At 67.2% G+C, this 21,730-nt stretch carries 22 protein-coding genes; 12 read left to right on the top strand and 10 right to left on the bottom strand.

All coding sequences use genetic code 11. The features are described 5' to 3' along the window. Positions 1-21: 21 nt before the first annotated feature. The 3 genes from GXK59_RS13375 to GXK59_RS13365 are packed head-to-tail and all read right to left on the bottom strand — an operon-like array spanning position 22 to position 2,623. Positions 22-291 carry a DUF2177 family protein gene (locus GXK59_RS13375; protein ID WP_160667474.1) on the bottom strand — a complete coding sequence of 90 codons (270 nt, stop codon included), beginning with the start codon at positions 289-291 and terminating at the stop codon, positions 22-24. Beyond that, positions 288-2,165: an AMP-dependent synthetase/ligase gene (locus tag GXK59_RS13370; protein ID WP_160667472.1), complete on the bottom strand. Its 1,878-nt coding sequence runs from the start codon at positions 2,163-2,165 to the stop codon at positions 288-290. The genes GXK59_RS13375 and GXK59_RS13370 overlap by 4 nt, the downstream gene beginning before the upstream one ends. Beyond that, positions 2,162-2,623, bottom strand: a complete 462-nt coding sequence (locus tag GXK59_RS13365; protein ID WP_160667470.1) for a MarR family winged helix-turn-helix transcriptional regulator — start codon at positions 2,621-2,623, stop codon at positions 2,162-2,164. The genes GXK59_RS13370 and GXK59_RS13365 overlap by 4 nt, the downstream gene beginning before the upstream one ends. A 138-nt stretch (positions 2,624-2,761) precedes the next feature. On the opposite strand from GXK59_RS13365, the gene GXK59_RS13360 reads away from it, so the two are divergent. The 3 genes from GXK59_RS13360 to GXK59_RS13350 all read left to right on the top strand — a co-directional run bounded on the left by GXK59_RS13360 (position 2,762) and on the right by GXK59_RS13350 (position 5,645). Continuing rightward, complete coding sequence (locus GXK59_RS13360) at positions 2,762-3,628, top strand: DUF1295 domain-containing protein (RefSeq protein WP_160667468.1); 867 nt, start codon at positions 2,762-2,764, stop codon at positions 3,626-3,628. A gap of 201 nt (positions 3,629-3,829) precedes the next feature. Next, entirely contained in the window at positions 3,830-4,699 is an 870-nt protein-coding gene (locus GXK59_RS13355) for a pullulanase X25 domain-containing protein (protein ID WP_160667466.1), read from the top strand. Between the two features lie 148 nt (positions 4,700-4,847). Then, positions 4,848-5,645 carry an alpha/beta fold hydrolase gene (locus tag GXK59_RS13350; RefSeq protein ID WP_160667464.1) on the top strand — a complete coding sequence of 266 codons (798 nt, stop codon included), beginning with the start codon at positions 4,848-4,850 and terminating at the stop codon, positions 5,643-5,645. 443 nt (positions 5,646-6,088) lie between these two features. Here the strand turns inward: GXK59_RS13350 and GXK59_RS13345 are convergent, their stop codons facing one another. Continuing rightward, complete coding sequence (locus tag GXK59_RS13345; protein ID WP_160667462.1) at positions 6,089-7,417, bottom strand: mechanosensitive ion channel family protein; 1,329 nt, start codon at positions 7,415-7,417, stop codon at positions 6,089-6,091. Positions 7,418-7,604: 187 nt separating this feature from the next. On the opposite strand from GXK59_RS13345, the gene GXK59_RS13340 reads away from it, so the two are divergent. Beyond that, on the top strand, positions 7,605-8,315 hold the full coding sequence (locus GXK59_RS13340; protein WP_160667460.1) for a hypothetical protein: 711 nt from the start codon (positions 7,605-7,607) through the stop codon (positions 8,313-8,315). 19 nt (positions 8,316-8,334) lie between these two features. Here the strand turns inward: GXK59_RS13340 and GXK59_RS20750 are convergent, their stop codons facing one another. Then, the gene (locus tag GXK59_RS20750) at positions 8,335-8,556 is read right to left on the bottom strand and encodes a hypothetical protein (RefSeq protein ID WP_237393892.1); all 222 of its coding nucleotides are present in this window, start codon (positions 8,554-8,556) and stop codon (positions 8,335-8,337) included. A 308-nt stretch (positions 8,557-8,864) separates the two neighbouring features. Between GXK59_RS20750 and GXK59_RS20745 the strand changes: the two genes are divergently transcribed. Then, entirely contained in the window at positions 8,865-9,110 is a 246-nt protein-coding gene (locus GXK59_RS20745) for a hypothetical protein (RefSeq protein ID WP_237393891.1), read from the top strand. Positions 9,111-9,167: 57 nt separating this feature from the next. Here the strand turns inward: GXK59_RS20745 and GXK59_RS13330 are convergent, their stop codons facing one another. The 3 genes from GXK59_RS13330 to GXK59_RS13320 are packed head-to-tail and all read right to left on the bottom strand — an operon-like array spanning position 9,168 to position 11,717. Then, the gene (locus GXK59_RS13330; RefSeq protein ID WP_160667458.1) at positions 9,168-10,439 is read right to left on the bottom strand and encodes an ABC transporter permease; all 1,272 of its coding nucleotides are present in this window, start codon (positions 10,437-10,439) and stop codon (positions 9,168-9,170) included. A gap of 4 nt (positions 10,440-10,443) precedes the next feature. Beyond that, a complete protein-coding gene (locus tag GXK59_RS13325; protein WP_160667456.1) occupies positions 10,444-11,400 on the bottom strand; it encodes an ABC transporter ATP-binding protein in 957 nt (318 codons plus the stop codon). 53 nt (positions 11,401-11,453) lie between these two features. Next, positions 11,454-11,717 carry a YegP family protein gene (locus GXK59_RS13320; protein ID WP_160667454.1) on the bottom strand — a complete coding sequence of 88 codons (264 nt, stop codon included), beginning with the start codon at positions 11,715-11,717 and terminating at the stop codon, positions 11,454-11,456. A 200-nt stretch (positions 11,718-11,917) separates the two neighbouring features. Between GXK59_RS13320 and GXK59_RS13315 the strand changes: the two genes are divergently transcribed. Next, positions 11,918-12,223 carry an acylphosphatase gene (locus GXK59_RS13315; protein WP_160667452.1) on the top strand — a complete coding sequence of 102 codons (306 nt, stop codon included), beginning with the start codon at positions 11,918-11,920 and terminating at the stop codon, positions 12,221-12,223. Here the strand turns inward: GXK59_RS13315 and GXK59_RS13310 are convergent. Further along, entirely contained in the window at positions 12,198-13,943 is a 1,746-nt protein-coding gene (locus tag GXK59_RS13310) for a RecQ family ATP-dependent DNA helicase (RefSeq protein ID WP_160667450.1), read from the bottom strand. The genes GXK59_RS13315 and GXK59_RS13310 overlap by 26 nt on opposite strands. 127 nt (positions 13,944-14,070) lie before the next feature. Here GXK59_RS13310 and GXK59_RS13305 point away from each other — a divergent pair, with 127 nt between their 5' ends. Continuing rightward, positions 14,071-14,406 carry a cupin domain-containing protein gene (locus GXK59_RS13305; RefSeq protein WP_160667448.1) on the top strand — a complete coding sequence of 112 codons (336 nt, stop codon included), beginning with the start codon at positions 14,071-14,073 and terminating at the stop codon, positions 14,404-14,406. A gap of 81 nt (positions 14,407-14,487) precedes the next feature. Beyond that, positions 14,488-15,840: a diacylglycerol/lipid kinase family protein gene (locus GXK59_RS13300; protein ID WP_160667446.1), complete on the top strand. Its 1,353-nt coding sequence runs from the start codon at positions 14,488-14,490 to the stop codon at positions 15,838-15,840. A 9-nt stretch (positions 15,841-15,849) separates the two neighbouring features. Here GXK59_RS13300 and GXK59_RS13295 read toward each other — a convergent pair whose 3' ends face one another. Further along, the gene (locus tag GXK59_RS13295; RefSeq protein ID WP_160667444.1) at positions 15,850-17,484 is read right to left on the bottom strand and encodes a PucR family transcriptional regulator; all 1,635 of its coding nucleotides are present in this window, start codon (positions 17,482-17,484) and stop codon (positions 15,850-15,852) included. Positions 17,485-17,618: 134 nt separating this feature from the next. Here GXK59_RS13295 and GXK59_RS13290 point away from each other — a divergent pair, with 134 nt between their 5' ends. The 4 genes from GXK59_RS13290 (at position 17,619) to GXK59_RS13275 (ending at position 21,682) form a co-directional block, all read left to right on the top strand. Next, complete coding sequence (locus tag GXK59_RS13290) at positions 17,619-18,893, top strand: alpha-hydroxy acid oxidase (RefSeq protein WP_160667442.1); 1,275 nt, start codon at positions 17,619-17,621, stop codon at positions 18,891-18,893. Between the two features lie 78 nt (positions 18,894-18,971). Next, entirely contained in the window at positions 18,972-19,874 is a 903-nt protein-coding gene (locus GXK59_RS13285; RefSeq protein WP_160667440.1) for an ABC transporter substrate-binding protein, read from the top strand. Between the two features lie 6 nt (positions 19,875-19,880). Beyond that, complete coding sequence (locus GXK59_RS13280; RefSeq protein WP_160667438.1) at positions 19,881-20,918, top strand: amino acid ABC transporter permease; 1,038 nt, start codon at positions 19,881-19,883, stop codon at positions 20,916-20,918. Then, a complete protein-coding gene (locus GXK59_RS13275) occupies positions 20,915-21,682 on the top strand; it encodes an amino acid ABC transporter ATP-binding protein (RefSeq protein ID WP_160667436.1) in 768 nt (255 codons plus the stop codon). Before GXK59_RS13280 ends, GXK59_RS13275 begins: the two co-directional genes overlap by 4 nt. Positions 21,683-21,730 lie beyond the last annotated feature (48 nt).

Here is a 21,730-nt window from a genome sequence, read left to right as displayed (position 1 = left end):
GCGCGCCGCTTCCCGCGGGCGCTACTCCGGCGTGCCGGCCCGGGCGAGGACACGGTGCAGGAGGGTAGCGTCCGGGTCGTTGGGCCGGACTCCATAGTGCACGATCCCCACGACATAGACGAGATAAAAGAGGACGGCGCCGGCGAGGTTGACGCTGGGCGCGAGCAGGTCACCGATCTGGCTTTCGTACTGCTTGTTCGCCACCGTGCCGATCCAGACGACGTCGATGGCGGCGAAGATCACGGCGGCGGCCGCGTAGGAAAGCAGCCACCTCTTGGCCCGGACGTTCATGCTTGGCTCCTCGTGTCGGCGTACAGCTTGTCGACGATGTGATGGGCGCGTTCGGTGAAGGCGGCGCGCTTGAGTTTCATGGTGGGGGTCACGATTCCGTTGGCCTCGCTGAGATCGCTGAGATCGGTGAGCAGCAGCACGAACCGGCGCACCTGCTCGGACCGTGCGATCTTCGCGTTGGCGGCGCTGACCGCCTTGCCGATCGCGGTGAGGAGCCGGACGTCGTGGATCTGGACGGCGCCGCCGTCGTCCGGGAGCTGCAAGCCGGGCAGGTCGGCGATGCCCTCGCGCTCCGCCCAGGCCGCGACGGACTCAGGATCCAGCAGTACAAGCCCACCCAGGTAGGGTTTGCCCTCTCCCACCATCACGGCGTGGGCCACCAGGGGGTCGCCCTCGACATAGCCTTCCCAGATGGAGGGGGAGATGGTCTTGCCGCCCGCGGTGACAATGACGTCCTTGATCCGGCCCTTGAGGGTCAGGCGTCCCAGCGCATCGAGTTCCCCGAGGTCTCCGGTGCGGAAAAAACCGTCCGCGAAGGCGTCCACGTTGTCGGCCGGCCTGCGGTAGCCGGCGAACACCCCGACGCCGCGGGCCAGCACCTCTCCCCGGTCCGAGATGCGCACGGTTGTTCCCGGCATCGGGACCCCCACCGTCCCGGCCCGAATCGACCCGGGCATGTTCCCGGTCAGCGGGGCGGTGGTCTCCGTCAGGCCGTAGCCCTCCACCACCGGCAGGCCCAGGCCACGGAAGAAGAGGGACAGCTCGGCGTCGAGTGCGGCGGCGCCGGACAACAGGTAGTCGAGGCGCCCGCCCATCAGCGTCCGGAGCCGGGCGTAGAACAGGCGATCGAACAGGGCATGCTTCACCCGCAGGCCCAGCGCGGCCCTGGCCGCCGGGTCGTTGTCGTGGGCTTCGGCGAACCGGCCCCAGGCGACCGCGGTGGCCTGCGCTGACGCCCACACCCGTCCGAGGTGCTTCTTCGCCGCAGCGGCCGCGGCAGACGCCTGGATCTTCTGCAGCACCCGGGGGACCACCACCAGGAAGGTGGGCTTCAGGACGCCGAGAGCGGGCACCACGTCCCCGGAGTCTGACAGGTGCGCAATGCGCATGCCGTTGGCCAGACAGGTCAGCTGCAGTCCGCGGGCCAGCACATGGGCCATCGGCAGGAAGATGATGGTGTTGCCGCCCTCGCGGACCACGCCGGTGTAGGCGGCGGCCACGTTCAGGACCTGGCCCACGAAGTAGCTGTGGGTGATGAGCGCACCCTTGGGCGCGGCAGTGGTGCCGGAGGTGTAGACGATGGTTGCCACCGAGTCGAGATCGGCCAGCAGCCGGCGTTCCTCAACAGTGCCGTCGGAAATTTCGGCGCCGCGGGCCACGAGGTCGGCCACGTCAGCGCCCGGCCTCTCGTCCATCGTCCAGACCCCCAGGCCCGGCGTCCCCGCCTGCGCGAACCCCTGCTCCAACAGGAGGGCATGCTCAGCGGTGCCAGCTATGGCGAGGCGCACGTCGGCATCGGCGAGGATCGCGGTCACCTGGGGTGCGGCCGACGTCTCGTAGATCGGGACGACGACGGCGCCGGCGAACCACGCTGCCATGTCGGCCAGCGCCCACTCGTACCGGGTGGGGGACATGATGGCGAGGGATTCGCCGGGACGAAGGCCGGCGGCGATGAGGCCCTTGGCCAGTGCACGGACCTCGTCGACGAACTGTCGGGTGGTCACCTGCCGCCACGGTTCCGTGATCGCGGCGTTCGCGGCACGTACTTCGAAGGCAATGTGGTCGGGGGAGGTGCGGAACCGCTGCAGAAGCAGCTCCGTCGCGTTGCGATGCCCGGACGCCTCAACCAGCAGCGGGGTGGTGAACTCTCTCATGGGGCGTCGTTCGTGGAAAGTGTGTGGAGGTGGTCGCGCATCAGGTGCTGGGCGACGTCGAGGAAGTCCGCGACGACGCTCTGCTGTGAGGCGGGCAGTGCCTGGATGTGCTCGTTGGTGGCGTTCACCAGGGGTTGCATCAGGGTGGTGATTTTACGGGCGGCCGCCGGAGTGGCGCTCACGTGGACCTGGCGCCGGTCGCCGGTGCCTCGGTGGCGTGCCACGTAACCGCGGGACACGAGCCGGCTGACGATCGCAGTGGTGGTTGCCGGGGTTGCGCCGAGCTCCGCGGCGAGTTTGCCCACCGTGACGGGGCCAAGCTGTGCCAGCACGGAGAGGGCGCGGAAATCCGTGAGGTTCAGTTCCAGGTTGCGGGCCAGTTCCCGTTCTGTCTCGTTGGCGAGGGTGAACATGCCCTGCAGCGTGAATGCGGCCGGGTGGAAAGAGGCTGTGCTCATGGCCCACCTACTTGCGTTTGCATGTATCAAGGATACTGAATAATGTTTGATCATCAAACAGGATTGAATAATAGGCAGCCTAGCGGAAAGGGCTCCTGGCGTTGCCGTCATCCAGTCCGGCCTATGAAGGGAACCCTGATGAAGGACACAGACCGCAGGTCGCTCATTGCCATCCCCGTGGTCGTATTGATCGGGGTGCTCATCGCCGTGGCCGGCAGCCAGGGCGGGGCCACCCTGGGCGGGATCCCCGTCTTCGCGATGGCGGTCGGGGCAGCGTTCCTCATTCAGTGGCTGGTGTTCATCCCCTCCTTCAGGGCCCAGACCGAGAAGTTCTACGACCTGACCGGCACCGTCACCTACACCGCCATCACGCTGCTGCTCATCCTGCTCACCCCCGGAGTCGACGCGCGGGCCCTGCTGCTGGCCGCCATGGTCCTCGCATGGACCCTGAGGCTGGGGACGTTCCTGTTCCGTCGCATCAGCAAGGCCGGCAAGGACGACCGCTTTGACGAGATAAAGCCCTCCTTCGTGCGGTTCCTGAACGTATGGACCATCCAGGGACTCTGGGTTGTCTTCACCGCGGCCGCCGCATGGGTGGCCATCACTTCGGCGACCAGGGTCGCGCTCGACTGGTTCGCCCTGATCGGCTTCCTCGTGTGGGCCGTCGGCTTCGGATTCGAGATCGTGGCCGACCAGCAGAAGAGCCGCTTCAACGCCGACCCGGCCAACAAGGGCAGGTTCATCTCCACCGGGCTCTGGGCGAAGTCCCGCCACCCGAACTACTTCGGCGAGATTCTGCTCTGGATCGGCATCGCGATCATCGCCCTGCCCGCGCTGGAGGGGTGGCAGTGGGTTGCGCTGATCTCCCCGGTGTTTGTCACCCTCCTGCTCACGAAAGTCAGCGGCGTGCCGCTTCTTGAGAAGAAGTCCGACACAAAGTGGGGCGGCCAGGCTGATTACGACGCGCACAAGAAGAACACTCCCGTCCTCATCCCCAAGTTCTAGCAGTCCCAGCCCGCGCCGCCGCAGGGCCGAGGATTCCGGCCGGAAAACCTACTCGTGAGTACGCAGCCCTAGTCCCCTCGCGCCCGGCGCCATGGGGTGTAATAGTGGGTCACGACACACAGAGTTAACCGATACCGACTCGCGGAAACTCGACGATCCTTGGCAAAATGCAGGTGGATCAATTGCTTCTAGAGGAGACCCATGGGCGCGAACACTGCCGAAAACACCACCCGCCGACTGAAGGCCGTACTGGATGTCCTTGCCGAGGGCGTGTGGACGGATGAGAAACTGAACGCCGGAGCAGTGCTGGGCGAGGCAATCGCACGCGTTCCGCTGAACGAGTTTGAGCGTGAGCTGCTCAGCGGCGGGATTCCCCGCGGCCACAAGACGCTGACTACCGCCACCGCGAAGCTGGTCAAGGCCGGCTGGCTGGTCAAGGGCCGTTCCGGCTGGACCATCACCGAGGACGGCCAGCGCGCCACCGTCGCGTTCGCTGACCCCGCCGCGTTCGCCGCAGCGCTCGACGCCGGAACTCCCGTTCCCCCCGACACCCCGCTGCCGTCGGCGCCCGCCGGCAAGCCCGCCACGAAGGCTGCCGCGAAGGGCGCCCCGAAGGCTGCCAAGGTGGCCGAAAAGGTCGCCGGCAAGGCTGCCAAGCTGGTCGAGGAGGCCGTTGCCCCCGTCGCCAAGGCGGTCCGCAAGCGCAAAGCCCCGGCCGCCAAGTCCCTGGCCTCCGCCACCGCAGCCCCCGCCACCAGCGTCGAGACCATCGAGCAGCCGGACGCCGTTGCCGTTGCAGGCGACTTCAATATCCTGCTGGGCGCCCCGGCCAACTGGGCCCCGCAGTACGACGAATCCCAGATGGAACTGGACCTCGTCGATCAGCTCTGGAAGCTTGCGGCGGACCTCCCGGCCGGTTCCTACAGCTTCAAGATCGCGCTGAACCGCGCCTGGGACGAGAACTTCGGGGCCTTTGGTGCTTTCGACGGCGCCAACCACGAGGTACACCACTCCGGCGGCCAGCTGGTCATCCACTACGACCACCGGACCCACGACATCGTCCTGCCGTAGCTGGCGACGCGCATTCTTCCTGCCGCCGCGCAAAAGACCCCTCGACGCCCGAATCCTGGTAGCGAGGGGTCTTTTGCGCGTCGCGGGTGGTTTTGCGCGTCCTGAACTGGCCCTGCCCGGCAAGCCCAGACCGGCTTAGCATTGGATCATGGAAGCCGTCGAGGTTGCCGGGCTGCGGATCGCGTACCAGCGGGTAGGCCAGGGACCGCCGCTGGTCCTGTTCCACGGGGCCGGGGATGACAGCCGGAGCTGGCGTCAACAGCTGGAGGGCCTCTCGGACGACTTCACAGTGTTCGCCTGGGACGCTCCGGGGTGCGGCCAGTCCGATGACCCCGCCCCGGATCTGTCCGCCGGGGAGCTTGGGGCCATCACCGCCGGATTCCTGCGCGCGGCCGTTCCTGCGAAGCCGCACCTTCTGGGCCTGTCGTGGGGTTCCCTGGTTGTCCTGGAGCTGTACCGCGGGTACCCGGAGATACCGGCGTCCCTGATTTTGGCGTCAGCCTATGCCGGCTGGGCGGGATCCCTGCCGCCCGAGGAGGTGGAACGGCGCTACGCCCAGGTGCTGGCCGAGATCGATCAGCCTCCGGAGACGATCATCAACGCGTGGCTGCCGACACTTTTCACCGACAAGGCCGATCCCGCCGTGGTGGCCGAGGCCACCAGGATCATGGCAGACGTGCGCCCGGCAGGAATGCGGGCCCTGCTCTCCGCCAGCGGCCGGGCTGATTACCGGCCCGTACTGCCCACCATCGCCATTCCGACACTCCTGCTGTACGGCGAGGACGATCAACGCTCCCCGCTGAACGTCGCCCACGAGCTCCATCGCCAGATTCCGGGTTCAAAACTTGCGGTGATTCCCGACGTCGGACACCTGGCTCCGATGGAGGCGCCCGACGCCTTCAACACGGAAGTGCGGAACTTCCTGCACGGCATAGCAGCGGCCTGAGCCGGGCCGCCGGCCGGGCGACCCTGGAACTGCGCCCCCGGAACCGGGCGACCCTAGAACCGTGTGGGGTCCGGGCGCGGCGGGACCGGGCCGGGGTCGGGAATCGGCAGCGGTCCCGGGGCGGGGAACGGGCCGGGTGTTGGTGCAGGGCCAGGTTCCGGAATCGGCGCCGGCGGCGGGACCGGACCCGGCTCCGGCGGGAACGGGTCGCCGGGCTGGGGCTCGGGGGTGGTGGGGCCGGGCTCCGGCGGAAACGGCTCAGGTTCGTGCGGCGGTGGAATTGTCATGCCAGGCTCCCTCACTCGTTGTGGATGGTGCGTGGTGCGTGGTGCGCCGACGCTGACTCGCCGAAGTCTGATTATTGAACAGTTCCCGCAGGCAGGGAAGACCCCGCCGGCGCCCGGCCGGCGGCCGCCCAGGATGGCGCCCCAGCCCGGAGACGACTAGTTCTGCGCGGCGATGCTCTTGTCCCGGTCCTCGAACACTTCCTCGCCGGGGCCCGTGAACGCCTTGGAGCGCTCGATCGCCTCGATCGATCCGGTGAAGAGCTGGGAGTCGTGCGGATCGGCAGGGTGCCGGCTGTGTTCGTCCGCGGCGGAGACCTTGCCCGGCTGCTTCGCGCCAGCGCCGGAGGTTGCGCTACCGGAGGTCGTGGAGCTGCCGGAGCTCGCCGGGCCGGAGGTTGCAGCGGAACCGGCGGTGCCGGGCGTGCCGGAACCTAGGGAAAAGGCGCCGAGGGATTCGAGCCGGACATGGGGGAGCGCCGTCGGGTGTTCCTGCTGCAGGAACAGCACCAGCTCTTCGCGGATCAGGCAGCGCAGGTCAAAGAGCGTGGCGCTGTCGGCGGCGCTGACCAGGATACGGACCCGGACGAAGCCGGCCGTCGCGTCGGTGATCTGCAGGATGCCCACGCGCTTGTCCCAGAGCTCGGTGGTTGCCAGGACCCTCTTGAGCTCGGCGCGCATGTCCTCGACCGGGGCGCGCCAGTCGAGGTCGAACTCCACGGTGCCCATGACCTCGGACTGCCGCCGGGTCCAGTTTTCGAACGGGGTGGTGGTGAAGTAGGTCGAGGGCAGAATCATCCGCCGGTCGTCCCAGATGTGGACCACCACATAGGTCAGGGTGATCTCCTCGATCCGGCCCCATTCCTTCTGCACCACCACGACGTCGTCCACCCGGATCGCGTCGGTGAAGGCGAGCTGGATGCCGGCGAAGACATTGACCAGCGAGGTCTGGGCGGCAAGGCCCGCGACGATCGAAATCACGCCGGCGGAGGCCAGCAGCCCGGCGCCAAGGGCCTGGATCGCGGGGAACGTCAGCATGGCGATGCCCAGGGCCACGATCACGATCAGGGCGACGCCGATCCGCCGGGCAAGGATTACCTGCGTGCGGAGCCTGCGGGCACGGCGGTTGTCCGCCACGTCCACCCGGTAGCGCGTGAGCACCATGGTCTCGATGATGAGGATGACAGCGATGGCCAGCCACGCGAGGGAACCGATAAGCACTATCTGCAGCGCGTGGTCAAGGTTGCGGCGCCATTCGGCGTCGTCCGTGGTCAGGCCCAGGGCGATCCGCACGGCAATCAGGCAGAGCGCAAAGCGCAACGGCAGGCGCGCCACCCGGGAGGTCTCGCGGAGGGCGGGCTGGTTGCGGTTGAGCCGGAGCACAACCCGGCGCACCAGCCAGGAGGCGAGGAGCCCGCCGGCGACGGCGAGAGCCACTGCGAGGATGGGGACCAGAAAGGGCATGGCGGGATCAAGGACGTCTTGCATTACTTAAGCTCTAGCAAGCTTCCGCGGCCAATAGAAATCTGCAGGGGACATCGTGGGAAGCATCACGGCTGGCGCTCCGGGACCCCGGCCCCTGACGGACGGGCGCCAAGGGTCCTAAGGCCCTAGCTTCCGCGCGGAAATCCCCGAGAATTGTCCAACCACTTTGTTTTCCCAGGGGGAGGGTGCCATGCGCCGGGCCGCGTCAATCGCCACAACACTTTCCGCTTTCTGCGCTGCTGCGGTTCTCGCAGCATGCGGGTCACCGGCGGCGGCCCCCGCCACGAGTTCCCCGCCAGCGGCGACGGCCAGCCCCTCGCCCAGCGCGGCGACGTCGGCCGCCGTCACGGTGCCGGCGGGCTGGAAGACGTTCACGACGTCGGACGGCACGCTTGCGTTCGACTACCCGGAGTCGTGGACCATCAAGGACCCGGCCGATGAACCCGCTGAGGGCGGTATCGCGGTCGACCTGGTGAGTGACTACGGCAAGACCATGGCCAGCCTGCGGACCAACATGGTCGCGGGCGCCGAGTGCCCGGAAAAGTTCCCCTTTATGATGTACGACTCCGAGCCCGTCCCTGCGCTGGCCCAGGGCGGAGTCATCCCGCGGTTCGTCTACGAGGGCCGGAGCGACCCGGCCTCGAGCGACCCGGCGGGGTCCCTCACCCTGGCCTACGGCATCACCTCCGAGCCGGAGCCCACAGGGGATGCGGCCTGCCCGATTTCCCACTTCTTCACCTGGCCGCCCAGCGGCGCCATATTCGGCGGCGCCTATAACCCGTTCGACACCACCCCGGGAGGCCCCACGCACGTGGACACCCCCGAGGTATACAAGGACACCACCGAATACAAGTACGTCAAACAGGCGATCACGTCCCTGCGGCCCGCCGGAAAGCAATGACGTGAGGAGGCCGGCGGGTTCACCCGGCGCCACCCGGTGCGCTGCCGTGGGCAGTGCCCTCAGTTCGGTCCTGCTGCTGGCGTCCTGCGGTTTGTCGCCGCCCCCCGCCGGCTGGCCCTTCCGCGTCGGAAAGCCAGACCCAGGGCACGACGGCGGCTGCGTCCCCGTCCGCCACCACACCGCCCGGTTCGCCGGCGTCGGAAGGGCCGGCGTCGGGCTGGAAGACGTTCACGACGACCAACGGGGGACTGTTGTTCGACTACTCCGCCGGCTGGACGGTTAGAGACCCCGGCGGTGCGCTCGCCGGGGATTTTGTGGACGTGCTGAACGCCGCGGGGAAACCGATGGCGGGGCTGCGGACCAACATCGTCACCGGGGCGGAATGCCTCGATAAGACCCCGTACGAGGTCTACGATTCCGCGCCGGTGGTCGCGCTCGCCGAGGGCGGGGGCGGCGACGGCGGGGTGCCCCGCTACGTGTTCGAGTCCCGGGGCGGGGACACGGACGCGGTGGCCACGCAGACCCACCATCGCCGCCTACGGCATCACCATGGTCCCCGAGGAGCCCGGCGACACAGCGTGCCCGATGTTCCACCTGTTCCTCTGGCCGCCCAGCGGCGCCTTCTTCGGCGGCACCTACAACCCGGAGTCCAACCAGACGCCCGGGGACCCCTCGCTGCCCTATCTGGAAAAGGCCAGGCTGTACGCCTCCACGCCCGAGTACCGGGACGTCCGGACGATGATCACGTCCCTGCGGCCGGCCGGGGCGCCGGCGGGGAGTTCAGCAGGAAAGTAGGTGGCAGGCGCCACGAGCAGCATTCCTCCTACGAGATCGTGCCGCTGGCCGACCGCCTCAGCGGGCCGTCGTCGGGGGCTTCTCAGCAGCGGGGTGTCGCGACCCGGCACGCAGCGCGTTACGGACATTGACCTTCGAGGTGTAGGAGATGGAGCCGTACTGGAAGAGCCGCACGGCGACGCGAAGCATCACCGCGGCGCCCGCGTAGAGGATCACGATCACAATGACTGCCTCGGGCAGGCTCAGGGAGCCGAAGCCGTTGCGCAACAGGGCGGTCACCGGGGCGGAAAACGGGAAGAACGTGAAGATCTGCACGATCAAGGACTGCGGATCGGAGATCACCAGGGACACGGCGTAGAACGGCACAAAGATCAGCGCCATCATCACGCCCATGAAGTTACCCGCCTCCTTGGCGGTGGGCATGACGGCGCCGATGGCCACCAGGGTGGTGGTGAACAGGGCAAACCCGCCGACCAGGATCAGCAGGCCGACGGTCATCCGGACCGGGTCGAAGGTCAGCGGGGGCAGGTCCAGGGCCGCGAGGCTGAGCTCCTCGGGGAAGAACAGCCGGCCGATCATAATGGGGGAGAGGAACACGATCATCTGCACCAGTCCGATCGCGAACAGGGCGATCACCTTGCCCGCGATGAGCGTGGTTGGTTTGAGGGTGGTCAGGATCATCTCGGTGACGCGGTTCTCCTTCTCCTCGAGCGTGGAGTTGAGCATCTGCCCGGCCAGGAGCACGATCAGCCCGTAGAAGATCACCAGGTAGACCATCGGCGGGATCACCGAGCCCAGGCCGCCTGACTCTTTGGTGCCGTCATACGTGACGGTCTCGGTCTGCACCTTCCCGGCGGCGAGCGCGGACAGCTGCGGTGAACCGATCTGACGGTCGACGGCGTGCGCCAGCATGGCCTGCGCGACGGCGGCATACTTGCCGTTCTCGAACAGGCCTTTGTCCGCGCCGTAGACGCGCACGGGCGTCGATTCGGGGTGGGCCGGGTAGTCGAAGTAGGCGTCGACGGTGCCGGACTGCACGGCCTGGATCCCGGCGTCGGGGGAGTCCGCGGTGGTGGCCCCGAACAGCGCGGCGTCCCCGGCGGTGATCAGTCCGGAGGCGTCCGTGTAGGAGATGCTGAAGTGGGCGGTTTTCTGGGCTTCGGCTGCGGTGTCCGTGGTGCTGTTGCTGAGGAAGATCAGGCCGAAGACCACGGCAATGATGAGCGGGACGGACAGGGTGCCGATCCAGAACCGCCGCTTGGTGACGGTGCGGATGAACTCGAAGCTTAGGACGGTACCTAAATTGTGATGCGGGTTGTGCTGGGCCATGGCATTACGTCCGTTCCCGCGCGGGGGACGGGGCGGTACCGGCCGGACCGGCGGCGGAAGGCTTGTTCTGGTCGCCGTAGACCCGGATGAAGATGTCCTCAAGGGAGGTCTTGGTGGTGGTGAAGCTCCGGACGGTCACGCCGGCGTCGATCAGGTCCTTGAGGATGGCGGCCTCATCGGTGGCGTCGGTGATGGAGAGCTCCGAGTAGTTGGTCTCGTGGAGCATCGCCTCGTAGTGCGGTGAGGGCGGGATGGGGCCGCTGTGCCTGATCCGGATGATGCGGCCGCCGTACTTGTTCTGCACCTCGTCGATGGTCCCGTAGGCCTCCGCGGTGCCGTCCTTGAGCAGGATGACGCGGTCGCAGAGCCGCTCCACCTCCTCCATCTGGTGGGTCACCATCACCACGGTGGCTCCGCCCTGCTTCTGCTCGGCGATGATGTCCATCAGCAGGCGCCGGTTGACGGGATCGAAGCCCTTCGTCGGTTCGTCCAGGATCAGCAGCTCGGGATTGTTCATGATGGTGACACCGAGCTGGACCTTTTGCTGCTGCCCGCTGGAGAGCTTGTCCAGCACGGCGGAGGCCCGGTCCGCGAGCGCCACCCGGTCCAGGTACTCAAGGGACCATTGCCTCGCGGTGCGCCGCTCCATCCCTTTGAGCCGGCCGAAGTAGGTCATGATGTCGATGACCTTTTCCTTCTTGTAGAGCCCGCGCTCTTCGGGAAGGTAGCCCAGCCGGTCGCCGTGCTCGGGTTTGAAGTCCCGGCCGTTGATATGGAGGATTCCGGCGGTGGGTTCGTAGATGCCCAGCAGGGCCCGGATGGTGGTGGTCTTGCCGGAGCCGTTGCTGCCAAGGAAACCGAACGTCTCGCCGGCGTGCACGTCAAAGGAGAGGTCGCGCACCACGGTGGTGTCGCCGAAGTCCATCCGGAAGCCGCTGATGTGGACCCGTGCTTCGTCCATTGCGGCTCCCGATGGTGCCGGGCTGCCCGCCCGGGGTGTTGCTGGTTCGCCGCCTAGACAGCGGGGATATGCCGGTGCCGGCGGTGCGCCGGTTTCGGCAGGCCTGCCCTGGTGGTCCCTGTGCCGCCCCAGGTGTTGGAGCGGGCTTCCTTGATCAGGCCTGTGCCGGCGCATTCGCGGACTGCCATGATGCCGTCCGCTGCCGAGCGTTTGTCCTCAAATGCCTTGGAAACCGCCAAGACCGTACCGTCGGCGCCGAGGAGCCGGAAACGGACGTTTGCCTCAGAGTCCGTGAAGAGTTCGAATTGTCCTGCCATCGTGTTGTCCTTTCGGGCAATGCAGACCGCGGGAGGGTGAGGCACATCCATGTGCCATGCCGTTTTCTCGACACGTCCCCGCAGTGCACTTGACTATCGTTCCTGCCGGGGCCCGGGGAAGGTAAGGGGCAAAGGTCCCTATGTGGACAGTGCACTGTTCCTCTGGCGGCGGCCTCCCCGGTGGGCGCTACATTGGGAGCATGGCTGAGTTTCCGAGGGGCGATTCCGGCGAGTGGGTCCGGCTGACGGCGCGGGTAGACGGCGTGGTGCAGGCGGTCGGGTTCCGCTATTGGACGGTGCGCAAGGCCGACGAGCTCGGGTTGACCGGCACGGTCAGGAACAACGACGACGGCACGGTGGGCATCACAGCCGAGGGCCCGCAGTCGGTGGTGCTGGAGTTCCGGCGCTGGCTGCGCTCGCCGGAGGCACCGGGCAGGGTGGAGAACGTGGAGGAAGCGATCTCCCGGGCCACGGGGGCGTTCAGCAATTTCCGGGTGGTGTACTGAGCGTGAGCAGGCCGTGGCCTAGGACCGCTGTGCGGGACAGCGTCCGGTAGCCCTCGCGGTCGAACAGCACGGTGAGGAGGTCGCCGTCGTGCCCCATGACCAGACCGGGACCCCAAAGGGCATGCTCCACGCGGGAGTTCAGCGGGAACGCCTCAGCGCCGCCAGCAGCACCAACGGCAGCACCGGCGGCAGGACCGCCGTCGTGCTGGCCATGGTGCTCCGGCAGCAGCGCGGTGCCGTCGGAGCAGGTGTCGCAGTTCCCGCAGGGCCCGGGCAGGTCCTCGCCGAAGTAGCCGAGCAGGAACTGGCGGCGGCAGCGGTGTGTTTCGGCGTAGCTGCGGATCATGGCGATGCGGGACTTGTCCACGCGCTCGCGGGCCTTGGCGAGTTCGACGGCGCGTTCCACCACCTGGGCGGGGTCCGCCACCGGGTCGAGCGCCACGTCGAACCGGATGCCGTTGTGGTGTGCCGTGACGGCGCCGGTCTCCTGCAGCAGGTTCAGCAGGCCGGTAATCCGCCGGGCGGGGAAAGCGGTCCATTCGGCCAGCGTCCGGGGCGGGAGCGGCCGGCCCGCCTCGCGCAGCACGGTGAGGACCGCCAGCAGGGCGGCCTCATCCGGGGTGTGGGTGGCGAAGTAACGCCGCAGCCCCAGGTCCTCCGAGCGGTAGTGCAAAATGGCGACGGCGGGCTGCCCGTCCCGTCCGGCGCGGCCGATCTGCTGGTAGTAGCTGTCGAGGGATTCGGGGATGTCCGCGTGGAGCACGAACCGGACATCCGGCTTGTCGATCCCCATGCCGAACGCTGTGGTCGCCACCACCACGTCCAGGCCGCCGTCGAGGAACTGCTGGTGGACCAGCTCCCGCTCGGTGGGCGTGCGGCCGGCGTGATAGGCCGCGGCGCGGAGGCCGTTCCGGGCCAGCCGTGCGGCGTACCTCTCGGTGTCCTTCCGTTTGGCGGCGTAGACCAGCCCGGGTCCGCGCCTCCCCGAGACCTGCCCGGTGACCAGCGCGGTGACCTGCTCCACCACCGTCCGGCGCTTCGCCTTGTCCTCATGGTGGCGGACCACCTCCAGCCGGATGTTGGGCCGGTCGAAACCGTGGACCAGGACCAGGGGGCCGGCCACGCCGAGCCGGGCCAGGATCTCCTCGCGCACCGGCGGAGAAGCGGTGGCCGTCAGCGCCGCGGTGGTCGGGTTGCCCAGGCGCTCGCGGACCTCGCCGAGCCGGAGGTAGTCGGGCCGGAAATCGTGGCCCCAGGAGGACACGCAGTGGGCCTCGTCCACCACGAACAGGGCGATGTTGAGCGCCGCGATCCGCTCCACCGTGCTGGGCTTGGCCAGTTGCTCCGGGGCGAGGAACAGGAAGGCCGCCCCGCCGTGTTCCACCGCCCGCCACGCGCGCTCCTGCTCCGCGGCGCTGTGCGAGGAGTTGACCGCGACGGCGCCGCCCGGCCCCGCCGCTTCCCGCAGCCCGTCCAGCTGGTCCTCCTGCAGGGAAATCAGCGGGGACACGACGACGGTGGGCCGCTGCTGCTGGCGGTGCAGCAGGAGGGCCGGGACCTGGTAGATGGCCGACTTCCCGTAGCCGGTGGGCATCACGGCGAGGACGTCCCGGCCGGCAGCCAGGGCGCGCATCCCCGTCAGCTGGCCCTGGCGGAGGTGCGGCAGGCCAAAGGTGAGGTCAGCGAGCCGGCGGAGGCCGGCGTCGTCGTTCACGGTCATGGTGCAGCTCCGTTGCGGCAGGTGGGGGTGAGGCGGGGCGGACGGGACGGGTACGTTGATTTCAGGGTAGCCGTGGCCGGGGCAAAGGACCCTCGGCAGCGGGCAGGTTTCTGAGTAGGGTGGCCCCATGCAGAAGATATCGCTCGATGCCCTTGCCCGTCAGCAGATTGCGGCGGCGGTGGCGGCACCCAGCGGACGTGCTGCGGACACTGCGTTTGGCGGGCATGAGAAGACCCTCCGCCAGACGGTGATGGCGTTCCGGGCCGGGACCCAGCTCAGCGAACACCAGAATCCCGGCGAAGCCACCGTCTTTGTGCTCCGCGGGTGCGTCCGGCTCCGCTCCGGCAACGAATCCTGGCAGGGCAAGGCCGGTGACCTGTTGATCGTGCCGGACGGGCTGCACAGCCTGGAAGCGGAAGAGGACTCGGCGGTCCTGATGACCGTCGCGAAGATCAAGACCTGACAGCCCCGCCCGGGCGGGGAGGCCAGGCGGGGAGACCGGGCCGGGGCAATCGACCATCCGGATTACCGCAAGGAGCAGCACATGACTGTCATGCCCTTCGAAGACGTCCCACAGACCCGGCGGTGGTGGGCGCGGGCGGCCTTCGCCGCGGTCTTGTGCGCGGCGGCGGTCCCGCTGGTGGCCGCCGGTGTGGCGGGCACAGTTGCGCTGCTCCTGACGGGTGCGGGCGGCGTGGTGGTGACCGTGGCCGGGATTTACTGGTTCCTCATCAGCCGCGGTGTTCTGCGCTGGTGTGCGCTGGCGCTGGCCGTCATCGCCCCGCTGGTGGTCCTGTTCCTGTTCGTTCAGGCCGGCCTGCTGCTGGAGGTCATGATCTCCGGTGGGCTGGTGTTTGTTGCGGTGGTGTGTGCCCGCGCTGCCCTCCGGGAACGTCGGGAGGGCTCGAAGATGACCGAGTACCCCGCTCCCGACGCGCGGCGTCCGTTCCTGGTGATGAATCCGCGGTCCGGCGGGGGCAAAGTGGTGAAGTTCGACCTGCAGCGGAAGGCGGAGGAGCTCGGCGCTGAGGTGGCGCTGCTCGACGGGCCTGGCCACGTGGATGTCGCGGTGTTGGCCCGGGACGCGGTGGCGCGGGGCGCTGATCTGCTCGGCGTCGCCGGTGGTGACGGAACCCAGGCGCTGGTGGCTGGCATCGCGGCCGAGCACAACCTGCCGTTCCTGGTCATCAGTGCCGGCACCCGCAACCACTTCGCCCTGGATCTCGGCCTGGACCGGGAGGACCCCACCGGCTGCCTCGACGCCCTCCGCGACGGGATGGAACTGCACGTGGACCTCGGCAAGATCAACGGCCGCACTTTCGTCAACAACTCATCCTTCGGGGTCTACGCCGAGGTGGTGCAGAGCCCGGAGTACCGCGACGACAAGGCCGGTACGGTGCTGGAAATGCTTCCGGATTTGATCAAGGGCGACAAGGGCGCACGGCTGCTCGCCAAGATTGACGGCACCACCGTGGACGGGCCGCAGGCGGTGCTGGTGAGCAACGGTCCGTACGGCAGTCACGATCTCGCGGGCCTGGGCCGCCGCACCCGGCTCGACCGGGGAGTGCTCGGCGCGGTGGCACTCTCCGCCTCCAGTACCCGTGAGGCTGTCGGCCTGCTGCGACGGGCGACGAAGCGTGGCCTGATCCAGCGCACCGGTGTGGAGGTTGTGGTCGACGCCGATGTGCCCGAGATCCCCGTCGGAGTGGACGGCGAGGCGCTGCTGATTCCCACCCCGGTCCGGTGCAGTATCGAACCCGGCGCCCTGCGGGTCCTCGTTCCGCGGCACCGTCCGGGTGTCCCGCCCGCCCAGCCGGCGCTGGACCTCGTCCGGCTCCGCGAGCTGGCGTGGGGGCGCCGGACTGCGGCACACGTCGCGGCATCCGCCGGGGCCTGAGCTGCGGAACTACTGGTTGTGCCTCGCCCACAGTTGCAGCCAGACGAGCAGACGCGTCTCGGGATCGTCCAGGTCGATGCCGAAAAGTGGTTCCACCCGGGACAAGCGGTAGCGGACCGTGTTGACGTGCACGTTCAGGGACTTCGCGGTCTCGATCGCGTTGCCTCCGCAGCTCAGGTAGGCGTGAATCGTCGCTTCAAAAGACTTCTGATGCTGTTCGTCGTGCCGGGCGATCCTGAGCGCGTGGGTTCCGGGCAGCTGACCGGACGTCGTCAACGAAGCGACCATCTGGCGCAGCTGCAGACGTGAGCCGAGGGAGTCGTCGTCGGCCACAACGTCGTCGGAGTCGGCAGGTATCCGCCCCTCGGCGACGTTGCGCACCAGCTCGGACAGGACCAGTTCGGCGTTGACCCGGGACTCCTCGAGCCGCTCGATCGTGGCCGCCACGCCCAGGGCGGCCAGGACCGGACGTCCGAGCAGCCGCCGCGCATTCTGCACAATTTTCAGGACCGCGGTGCGTTGAAATTGCCGAGAAGACTCCGTGGTTTGTGGCAGAACGATGTAGACGATGTTGTCCGAGAACCCACAGACGGCGGAGGGCAGCCGGATGGCGCAGGCGGTCCTGATGGTGTCGAACAGCCGGAGCCGGGATTGCAGGGTTTCGGACGCTACGGCGTCCGCCGGCCAGACGCTGAGGGCGGCCACCCGGACGGAGGCCGCCGAGATCCCCAGCCGGATCGCTGCCAGCTCGGCGCGTCGCGGCTCGAACAGCAATGGCTGGACCAAATCTATCTGGCGCGTCAGGTTTGAGACGTAGGTGGTTCGCTTGTGCAGGATATGGAGCGCCGCAACATTGGCGGCTTCACGCAGGATCCGGTCCGCGTCCTCGTTGTGGTCCTCCGCCCGTTCGAGGAGCCACAGCGAGCCCAGGACGGAGCCGCCGGCGCGGATGGAAATGGCCGTCCGCCGGAGCAGGGGATCCGCCGTCGCCACATTCAATGCATCGGTGGCGGCATGGACGCGGCGGTAGTCCTTGTCGGTTTCGACGGAATGCGGAACATGCAGCCGCAGGATGGAACTCCTGCGCGTCTCATCAATGGGCTGGTCCGGGAGCGTCGAATACGCCAGGATTGTCTGGTCCGGATCGGCGATCGCGATGGCGCCGCCCGCCTGGGCCGCAACAGTGTTGGCCAGGTCGAACAGGTCACCCGGGCGGATGTCCACCAGCGTGCGGCCCGATTGCCGGTGCGGGACCACAGCGGCGTTCATGATCTCCGCCAGTTGGTTCCACGGCACCGCGTCGGAGGCCCGGAAAAGCGCCATCCCCGTGTCCCGTGCCGCCGCCCGCAAAGCGGCATCGGAGGTGCCGTTGGATTTGTAGACAATGGCCACGTACCCGGCATCCCTGAGTTCCCGGACCTTCACCCCAAGACGCTTCCCCGACATGGACAAACCGATGGCCAGCGCAACGGCACCGGGGAACCTGGCAGGACGGGCCATCGAGTCATAGAGAACAGCGCCCCCCACGATCTGCTGATCATCGGCCGGCATTTCGACGAGGCTGACAACTTCCGAGCCTGCCGAGCGGGCGACGTCTGCCAGGGTGGGCAGCGGGTGCCTCTCCGCGGCCGGAGCCGCAGTCACGGTTTCATCCCGGATGGTGCTTGGTAGTTGCTACTAATCATGGGCCCCTCAATTTGTCGCATTCTCCATAGTGGAGCGGCCTTTCGCTTTCTACGCTGAACCATAACGCAAGACAGCACCAGGAAAGGCCCTCATTGAAGATCAGCGACGCCAGGCAGCTCATCCAAGTGAAGGCGCCCGTCCTATCACGCCGACGCCGGGTCCTGGCTAACGCCTACAACGTCGAGGAATACCGGAAATCGGCACGGAAAGTCCTGCCGGCCGGGATCTTCGACTACCTCGACGGTGGTTCCGAAGACGAGGTGACGCTGAGGCGCAACCGCGCCGTCTTCGACTCGTGGGCGCTGATGCCAAGTTGGGGACCGGTTTCCGGACCCGATACCAGCACCACATTGCTCGGGAAAGTCAGTGCCCTGCCCCTGACGTTGACCCCCACCGGCGCAACCCGCCTCTTTCATCCCGACGGCGAGCTGGCCGTCGCCGCGGCCGCCGACCGGGCACGCATCCCCTACGGGCTGGCCGGGCTCAGCACCGTGCCGATGGAATCGATCGCGGAAAGCCACCCGGGCCTCGACCGCTGGTTCAACTTCGGACTGACCTCCGACGCCAAGGCCTTGAAGGACAAGCTGGAGCGCTGCGAAGCCGCCGGATTCAACACGCTGATTGTCGGCGTCGACACGCGCGCACTGGGCTCCCGGGAGCGGGACCTCCACAACGGCTTCACTGCCCCGCCCGCCCTGACACTGTCAACCATCGCGGACATCGCCCGGCGGCCTTCCTGGTGGATCAACTTCCTGAAATCGGACGGCATCAGGTTCCCGAACCTCGATCCGCGCAGTGCAGCGGCCACATCCGTCGTCACCCCGTCCATGTGGCAGCACATCCTTGGCCATTCGGATGCGACCAGCGGATGGAAGGAACTCGTTGCCTTGCGTCAGGCCTGGCACGGCAAGATCGTACTCAAGGGCTGCGTCAACCCGGCCGACGTCGCGAAGGCTTCCACGATTGGCCTGGACGCCGTCCAGTTGAGCAACCACGGCGGCCGCCAGCTGGACCACATGCTGAGCCCCATGGACGTCCTGCAGGAATCCCGGCAGCGGGTGGGTGACTCGATCGAAATCTATGTGGACTCCGGCGTCCGGCGGGGGAGCGATGTCCTCAAGGCGCTGGCGCTGGGTGCCGACGCCTGTTCGATCGGAAGGGCCTACCTGTACGGATTGGTCGCGGCGGGCTCTCCCGGAGTCGGGCGCATCATTGAGATCTTTGCGGACGAACTGCGGCGTACCATGACGTTAGTAGGCGTTTCCAGCATTGCGGAATTGAAAGCCCGGGGCGGGGAAATTCTTCGGGACATCCGCCATTCGGGAGAAATTCTCGAAACAACAGCGTCAGGCACCATGCACAAATGAGTTCTGAATAAGCAGGCAGACAGTACCCTCCCGCAGGGTTGCGGGAGCCTAGAGATCTCTTGAACAGCTAAGGAAACCATGCGCACCCGATACGTTCTTCCCGTTCTCACCATAGCCACCGCCCTCACCCTCTCGGGGTGTGTCAACAACAGCGAACCGGCCGCCACGGGCGGGGCCTCCGGAACGGCTGACGCCGTCGTCGTAAAAAAGAACGACTCCATTGCCGCGATGCTCCCGGCGAAGATCAAGAGCGCGGGGGTGCTCAACGTCGGCATGGCCAACAACTACCCGCCCAACGAGTTCAAGGACGATAACGGTGCCCCGGCCGGCTGGTCAGTGGACCTCACCAACGCCCTGGGCCAAGTGATGGGCCTGAAGGTCAACTTCGACATCGGAACCTTCGACAACATCCTTCCCGCCGTGCGTGCAGGAAAGGACGACATGGGCATGTCCTCCTTCACGGACACGCTGGAACGCGAAAAGCAGGTCGACTTCATCAACTATTACTCTGCCGGGATCCAGTGGGCCGCCCCCAAGGGCAAAACCGTTGACCCCGACAACGCCTGCGGGCTGAAGGTCGCCGTGCAGGCCACCACCTATGAGGACACCCACGAAGTGCCGGCAAAATCGAAGGCCTGCACCGACGCCGGCAAGCCGGCCATCACCATCTTCAAGTACGACGCGCAGGACCAGGCGACCAATGCACTCGTGGTGGGACAGGTCGACGCCATGAGCGCCGATTCGCCCGTCACCCTCTACGCGATCTCCAAGACCAAGGACAAGCTGCAGACCGCCGGCAACGCCTTCGAAGTGGCACCGTATGGCATCCCCGTGGCCCAGGGCAGCGAATTTACGCCCGTCCTGCAGAAGGCCCTCCAGTCGCTGATCGATGACGGTACCTACAACAAGATCCTGACCAAGTGGGGAGTGGAAGCCGGCGGAGTCAGGACGGCGGACCTCAACGTGGCAGCAAAAGGGTGATAGCTCATGAGCGAGCCGGAATCCGACCGGATGATTGAGGCCGAACCCGGCAGGCACGGGGAGCCCGGCAGGACGCCCCGGGCCCGCAGGGGGCGGGACGACGACGGCGCGCCGCCGGAAGCGATCGTCGCCATCCCGCTGCGCCACCCGTGGCGGAATGTGGTGGCAGTGCTCCTCGTCCTCGGGCTGGCGGTCTTTGTGCTGGACGCCGCCCAGCGCCCGGATTATGGTTGGCCGGACGTGGGCAAGTACATCTTCGACCGCCGGATCAGCCAAGCAGCGTGGGTGACGTTGTGGCTGACCATCTACGCGATGATCGGCGCGATCGTCATCGGACTGCTGCTGGCCATCATGCGCCTCTCGCCGAACCCAGTGCTGAAGAGCATTGCCTGGCTATACATCTGGATCTTCCGGGGAACCCCGGTCTACGTGCAACTGGTCTTCTGGGGCATCGTGTCCTTGATCTATCCGGTGTTCACGCTGGGTATCCCGTTTACAGAGCCGTGGGTCACCATCCCGAATGAGGTCTTCACCAACCTCTTCATCACCGCCGTGATCGGGCTGGCCCTCAACGAGGCCGCCTACATGTCCGAGATCGTTCGGGCCGGCCTGCTGTCAGTGGACGAGGGTCAGGCAGAAGCATCGACTGCACTGGCGATGTCCTGGGGGCAGACGATGCGGTTCGTGGTGGTTCCCCAGGCCATGAAGATCATCATTCCGCCGACCGGCAACGAGGTGATCTCCATGCTCAAGACCACCTCACTGGTGGCGGCGATCCCATTGAGCATTGACCTCTATGGTGTGTCCCGCGGTATTTCGGCCGTGACGTTCACTCCGGTGCCGCTGCTGCTTGTGGCATCCCTCTGGTACCTGCTCTTCACCTCCGTCCTGATGGTGGGACAGCACTTCATTGAAAAGCGGTTCTCCCGCGGAACCGGGCGGGTCAAGACGGGCAAGGAACCGGCGACGCCGGAAACGGCAACGACGGCGGGTCCCGGCGAACCCGGCGGACCGCTCGGCACAGACTTTGGAGGAAAAGGATGACGGACGCGCCGATGGTGCTCGCGGAGCGGGTCTCCAAGAATTTCGGCACCAACAAGGTGCTGCGCGGCATCAGCCTCGAGGTCGACCCCGGGGAGGTGCTGTGCATTGTGGGGCCCAGCGGTTCGGGCAAGTCGACGTTCCTGCGGTGCATCAACCACCTGGAACGGGTTGACGGCGGCCGGCTTTCAGTCGACGGACAGCTGGTTGGCTACCGTCAAAAGGGAGACAAGCTCTACGAACTCAAGCTCAAGGAAGCAGCCTTCCAGCGCCAGGAAATCGGGATGGTCTTCCAGCGGTTCAACCTGTTTCCGCACCTGACCGCCGTGGAGAACATCACGCTGGCTCCGATCCGGGTGAAGGGCCTGTCTAAGGCGAAAGCCACCGCCCGGGCCGTGGAACTGTTGGAGCGGGTGGGCCTGGGGGACAAGGGCGATGCCTATCCGGCGCACCTATCGGGCGGGCAGCAGCAACGTGTGGCCATCGCCCGCGCCCTGGCCATGGACCCGAAGCTGATGCTCTTCGACGAGCCGACCAGCGCCCTGGACCCGGAACTCGTGGGCGAGGTGCTGGACGTTATGAAGGAACTGGCCAAGAGCGGCATGACCATGATCGTGGTGACCCACGAGATGGGATTCGCCCGCGAAGTGGCGGACACCCTGGTCTTTATGGACGAAGGTGTGGTGGTGGAGGCCGGCCCGCCCCGGCAAATCCTGAGCGATCCGCAGCACGACCGGACCAAGGCGTTCCTTTCCAAGGTTCTCTGACACCGGAGTCGACCGCGCGGCGGCGGGCGCGGCCGGCGCCGGGGTCCG

This window comes from Pseudarthrobacter sp. ATCC 49987 (assembly GCF_009928425.1).
Classification (GTDB): domain Bacteria; phylum Actinomycetota; class Actinomycetes; order Actinomycetales; family Micrococcaceae; genus Arthrobacter.
Note: the sequence above shows the minus strand (reverse complement) of the source record. Positions and strands in the feature narration are given on the sequence as shown.